The 5,592-nt window shown below is 70.7% G+C and carries 6 protein-coding genes; 4 read left to right on the forward strand and 2 right to left on the reverse strand.

Annotation, left to right across the window (positions count from 1 at the left end):
- The first annotated feature begins 92 nt into the window (after positions 1–92).
- Positions 93–638, forward strand: a complete 546-nt coding sequence (locus AC1D1T_RS29600; protein ID WP_477993038.1) for a YgjV family protein — start codon at positions 93–95, stop codon at positions 636–638.
- 37 nt (positions 639–675) lie between these two features.
- A complete protein-coding gene (locus AC1D1T_RS29605; RefSeq protein ID WP_477993039.1) occupies positions 676–1,806 on the forward strand; it encodes a DUF748 domain-containing protein in 1,131 nt (376 codons plus the stop codon).
- Here AC1D1T_RS29605 and AC1D1T_RS29610 read toward each other — a convergent pair.
- Both AC1D1T_RS29610 and AC1D1T_RS29615 read right to left on the reverse strand, forming a co-directional pair.
- A complete protein-coding gene (locus AC1D1T_RS29610; protein ID WP_465113076.1) occupies positions 1,784–2,284 on the reverse strand; it encodes a DNA-binding protein in 501 nt (166 codons plus the stop codon). The genes AC1D1T_RS29605 and AC1D1T_RS29610 overlap by 23 nt on opposite strands.
- 52 nt (positions 2,285–2,336) lie before the next feature.
- Complete coding sequence (locus AC1D1T_RS29615; protein WP_477843514.1) at positions 2,337–3,176, reverse strand: class II glutamine amidotransferase; 840 nt, start codon at positions 3,174–3,176, stop codon at positions 2,337–2,339.
- Positions 3,177–3,373: 197 nt separating this feature from the next.
- Here AC1D1T_RS29615 and AC1D1T_RS29620 point away from each other — a divergent pair, with 197 nt between their 5' ends.
- Both AC1D1T_RS29620 and AC1D1T_RS29625 read left to right on the forward strand, forming a co-directional pair.
- Entirely contained in the window at positions 3,374–5,290 is a 1,917-nt protein-coding gene (locus AC1D1T_RS29620; protein ID WP_477827542.1) for a TonB-dependent receptor plug domain-containing protein, read from the forward strand.
- A 75-nt stretch (positions 5,291–5,365) separates the two neighbouring features.
- Positions 5,366–5,592: cation transporter (locus AC1D1T_RS29625; protein WP_477993040.1), on the forward strand; the 227-nt coding region annotated here is incomplete at its 3' end.

Consider the following 5,592-nt stretch of genomic DNA (forward strand, 5'->3'; position numbering starts at 1 on the left):
CCCCCGAACCTCTGCCGGTGAGAAGCGCCGTCATCCCGGTTCGATTCCGGGGACTGCCGGGTGAGCACTCGCCCGAGACTGTCGGCACCGCCATGCCGACCGACGACCTGCTCATCCACGCCACCGGCCTCGCCGCGCTGGCCATGAACGCCTTCGCGATGCTGCGCCGCTGCGAGAAATCGCTGCGGCTGCAGTCCGGCTTCGCCGGCCTGCTGTGGGCGCTCAACAACGTGCTGATCGGGGCCCACACGGCGGCGGCGCTGAACCTGGTCAGCGCCGGCCGCACCGCCACCTCGGCCGCCACGCTGCAACAMGGCGCCGGCGCACGCAGCCTCGGCCTGGCCGCCTTCGGCGTCCTGACGGTGGCCACCGGCCTGCTGACCTGGAACGGCTGGGGCACGCTGTTCCTGATCGCCGCCTCGCTGTGGTCGACCTACGCGATGTTCTACATGACCGGGCGCACGCTGCGGTACTCGATGCTCGCGATCTCGGCGCTGTGGATGTACCACGCGTGGAGCTACGAAGCCTGGGAGCAGATGGCCGCCAACGTGCTGACGGCCGGCGCGGCGCTCTATGGCGGCTGGCGCTTCCATCGCCAGCCTCCTGACGAAGAAGCCGGCGAGCCGGCATCGCGCTGACCGCGCTGGCCCAACCCGGGTAGCATGGCGCCCGCCCATGACCGCCCTGCTCCAGACCCTCACGCTCACCCGCACCCGGCGCCGCCTCGCTTTGGCCGGCGCGATCGTCCTCGGCCTGATCCTGCTCGCCGTCATCGCGCTGCAGGTCGCGACCCGCCAGCTGCAGGCCGAAGTGGCGCTGGCCCTCGGTCCGCGCGCCAGCATCGGCGCGATCCGCCCCGGCTGGACCGGCATCGACGTGCTCGACCTGCGCATCCAGGGCCCGGCCGGCTGGCCGGTGGCCGACGAGCTGCGCGCGAGCCGCGTGCGCATCACGCCCGATCCGCGCAGCCTGTTCGGCGGGCCGTGGCGCATTGCGCAGGTGCGCGTCGAGGGCGCCTACCTGGCCGTGCTGCGCACCCGCGACGGCAAGACCCGCGTGCTGCCCTCGCTGCTGGAGAAGCCGCAGGACAAGACCAAACCCGCTTCATCCGCCACGTCGCCCGCCGCCAAACCCGACCCGCTCGCCAAGCCGCTGCTCACCATCGGCCGGGTCGCGCTCGACGGCGCACAGGTGGAGTTCTTCGACAGCTCGGTGCGCCAGCCGGCGCTGCGCCTGACGCTCGACCAGGTCGATGCCGACGTCGGCCCGCTGGTGCTGCCGCAGCTCGACAAGCCGCTGCAGGTGCAGCTCGACGGCGTGTTCAAGGGCGTGCAGCGCAACGGCCGCATCCGCATCGACGGCGACTACACGGTCGCGTCGCGCGACGCCGACATCCGCGCCCGCTTCAACGATGTCGACCTGGTCACGCTGCAGCCCTACCTGCTGAAGGTGGCCGACAAGGGCATCAAACGCGGCACGCTCGACCTCGACCTGCGCGCGAACGTCGTGCGCAACCAGCTGAAGGCGCCCGGCAAGCTGACGCTGACCGGCCTCGAGTTCGCGAGCGACGGTGCRCTCTCCACCTTCRCCGGCGTGCCCCGCCAGGCGGTGCTGGCGGCGATGTCGAAGGACGGCAAGCTCGAGGTGAAGTTCACGCTCGAGGGTCGGCTCGACGACCCGGCCTTCTCGCTGAACGAGAACCTGGCCACCCGCATCGCCTCCGGCATGGCCGAGAGCCTGGGCGTCAGCCTCTCGGGCATGGTCAAGGGCCTGGGCGGGATGGTCAAAGGCCTGTTCGGGAAGTGAGCTCGCGGCTGAGCTCGTCGATGCGCTTGTGAGCTTCGGCCAGCGCCGCATCCCGGCGTGCCAGCTCCGCCTGCAGCCGCACCGCCTTGCCGGCGGCCTCGAACGCGGCGGCATCGGCGATCGCGGCCCGCTCCTTCTCGGCCTCGACATTGGCCACCGCGGCGGCCATCGCCTCGCGCAGGCGTTCGTCGAAGACGCGCTGGTCGACGTCGCGCCGGGCCTCGGCCTGCGCCACCTGCCAGAAATGGCGCGCCGCCTGCATCACCGGCTCGGGCACGTCGGGCGGCACGCCGAACGCGCCGGGATCCTTCAGGCGCCCGCCGAGGTGCTGGTACCAGTCGTCCAGCAAGGGGCTGACGGTGTTCGGCGAGCCGCGGCCCAGCTGGCGGCGCACCCGTTCGATCGTCGGGCGCTCGCCGGCGAGCAGCAGCGCGTCGCACGCAGCCCAGACATCCTTGGCGTTGATCCCGGTGGCCATGTTGCGCATCATACAAACGCTGTATCAAACGCAACACTGGAGTGACTGATTCTCAGCCGGCAGTCACCATCTCCCGCTCATCGGCCGGCGCGAAGGCCTGGGTGCGCGGGTCGACCTGGCGCCACACGGTCTCGCCGCCGACGAACACGCGCAGCTCGCCGGTGGCCAGCCGCACCCACGGTTCGGCATCGGTCAGCGGTTCGGTGGCCACCAGCGCCATGCGGTCGTCGACACCGTTCAGGCGGCCGAGGTCCAGGCTGATGTCGCAATCGATCAGCCGCGCGGTCGGGAACGGATGCTGGCGCTGCAGCAGGTAGAGCTTGCTCGAGCAGTGCGCGAACAACGCCTCGCCGTTGGACAGCAGGAAGTTGAAGTTGCCATGGCGCGCGATGCGCTCGGCGAGCAGCGCGATCTGCGGCGCCAGCTCGGCCCAGCCGACCGGCCGCACGCGGTCGGCGAACTGCGCGCGCAGCTCCTGCATCAGCCAGCAAAATGCGCGTTCGCTGTCGGTGGTGCCGATCGGGCGGAACGGGCCGGTGAGCGCGGGTTCGAAGCCGCGCAGGTCGCCGTTGTGCGAGAACAGCCACGGCTGCCCCATCCACTCGCGCTGGAACGGATGGCAATTGGCCAGCGAACGCACCCCCTGCGTCGCGCGGCGCAGGTGCGAGATGACGATGGCCGACGGAATCGGGTAGTCGCCGAGGAAGGCCGCCAGCGGCGATTCGCTCGCCGGCTGGTCGTCGTGGAAGACGCGGCAGCCGCCCGGTTCATAGAAACCGACGCCCCAGCCGTCCACATGGTGCGAGGTGCGCCCGCCACGTTGCCGGAAACCGGTGAACGAGAACGTGATCGAGGCCTGGCTGTTGCAGTTCATGCCGAGAAGCTGGCACATCTGGATGCATCCGGAAGATCTGTTGCGCGATGGGTGGCGGCATGCAGGCATCGTGCCCGCCCCGGACTGACGAATCGCGTCGATGGTTTCCCCCGTGCTTTGGGGGTACAGACATATGTCCTCTCTGGGTTTCGCCTGAGCGAATCGCCGGGAAGGCTTCCTACACTTTGTCGACAACACGAAGTGAGCGAGTGTGTATGCAAGCCCACCACCCCCACCTGCTGCCCCGGATCACTTCCCGCCGCTTCGCGCTGTTCCTGCGCGCGGCCGTGCTGCTCGCGGCGCTGGCCTGCGGCAGCGACCTGCGCGCCCAGTCGCTGCTCGATCAACCCCTCGAAGCGCTGCTGGACGTGCAGCTCACGACGCTCGGCCGCCGGGTGCAGCCCGAGCAGGACATGGCGATCGCCACCAGCGTGTTCTCCGGTGACGAACTGCGCCGCGCCGGCGCCCGCACGGTGCTGGAAGCGCTGGCGTGGATCCCCGGCGTGTGGGTCGAACACATCAACGCGAACCTGTGGGGCGTCACGGCGCGCGGCGACGGCAGTTCGCTGGTGGCGCACAACACGCTGATCCTGCGCGACGGCCGCGAACAGTTCGCGGCGAGCGGCTGGTCGACGACGACCTGGACGCGGTTGAACATGCCGATCGACCTGGTGCAGCGCATCGAGGTGCAGCGCGGCGCCGGCAACACGCTGTGGGGCTCGAACGCGGCCAATTGCGTGATCAACATCGTGACCCGCGCCGCCGACAACGGCAGCGCCGGCGGCGTGGATGTCGACAGCAACGGCCGCGCCGCGGCGAACCTGCAGTGGGGCACACGGACCGCCTCCGGCTGGAAAACCTCGTTCTGGGCCAGCGGCTCGCACCAGCCGGGTTCTTCCGAGTTCGTGCGGGGCCGCCGCGACTGGGACAACCAGGAGAATCGCGCGGCCGGTGCCAAGGCGACGCTTTCCGTCGAGGGCGGCGCCGAGGTGTCATTCGACGTCAGTGCCTCCACCGGCGTCGGCGCCAGCATCTTCGCGGTCGCCCGCGTACCGAACCGCCTGGAACTGCACGTCGCGCAGCGCGAGTTCGGCACCCGCCTGTCCATCCCGCAGGCACGCGACGGCCGGCTCGAGTTGGCCGGGTACGTGCAGGACGCCGACATGACGACCTTCGGCGGCACCGAGAACCACCGGCGCACCATCGAGCTGTCGGCGCAGGACTTCCTGCGCCTGGGGTCGCACGAGCTGCTGGCGGGCGGCAGCGTGAACACCGACTCGATCACCTCGCGCGCGGCGGAGCTCGATGCCGTCGCCGTGCCGACCGACACCGACCGGCTGCAGGCGTTCGTCCAGGATGAATGGCGGTTTGCCGAGAACCGCGGCTCGGTGGTGCTCGGCGCGCAGGCGCAACGGGTGTTCCGCGCCGGCTTCGTCGACAACCTGTACGCGACGACGCTGCGCCTGCGCTGGGCGGCCACGCCGGACCTGTCGCTGTGGAGCAGCCTGTCGCACTCGGAAACGCTGGCCAACGGCACCCAGGACCTGCAGATCCCGTCGATCGAAGCCGGCCTGCGCTGGAAGGCCAGCCGCGAGCTCCAGGTCAACGCGACGGTGTACGAGCAGCGCTTCGGCAGCTACCAGGTGCCGGTCACGACCCCGGTGACCCCGACCACGCCGCTGATGGACACCCGGCTGCGCGTGCGCGGCTTCGAGGCCGATGCGCGCTGGCAGCCAAGCCCGCAGTGGAGCCTCGACGGGTCGATCGACCTGGTGCGCGCGGAGTTCTTCTTCGACGGCGCGGCACGCTCGCCACTGGCCACCGAGGTGAACTACTTCGGCACGCAACCGCGCAACGCGTTCAAGGCCCGGGTGACGTACCAGATCGACGACCGCCGTTCGTTCGAAGCCGGGCTGAGGGCGCGCCCCACGCTGGCCGCCAGCCAGGTGCCCTCGCCCGGGCGCGGCGTGATCGACCTGGCGTACCGCCACCGGCTCTCGAAAGGCGTCGAGTTCGGCACCGCGTTGAAGCAGGCCAACCACGACACCGTGGACGGGTTCAGGCGCCCGAGCATTCCGTTCTCGTACCTCGAACGGCGCACGCTCGCGATGTGGATGTCCTGGGGCGTCTGAGGCGCTTCGCGGCCGTTGTCGCGGGGTTGATCCGGATCAAGTCGCCGCCGCGCCGAAGGCAGGAAACTGCCGCCGGTGAGCCTTGCATCCACCTCTCCTGCGGCGACTCCGTCCACGCAACGCGCCGGCCTGCAGCTCGCCGGCCTGCAATGCGGCGCCTGCGCCGGGCTGATCGAGCAGGCGGTGCGCGCGGTCGACGGTGCCGGCGCGTGCTGCGTGAATGCCGCGACGCACGCCGCGAGCGTCGCGTGGGATCCGGCGCGCACCACGCTCGATGCGCTGGTCGGCGCGATCCGCCGGGC

This window comes from Rhizobacter sp. P2_H3, from assembly GCF_056403355.1.

Excerpts from the sequence above, each read along its gene's own strand:
- AC1D1T_RS29610 (WP_465113076.1), bottom strand. The coding sequence starts at position 2,284 with ATGGCCACCGGGATCAACGCCAAGGATGTCTGGGCTGCGTGCGACGCG.
- AC1D1T_RS29615 (WP_477843514.1), bottom strand. The coding sequence starts at position 3,176 with ATGTGCCAGCTTCTCGGCATGAACTGCAACAGCCAGGCCTCGATCACG.
- AC1D1T_RS29620 (WP_477827542.1), top strand. The coding sequence starts at position 3,374 with ATGCAAGCCCACCACCCCCACCTGCTGCCCCGGATCACTTCCCGCCGC.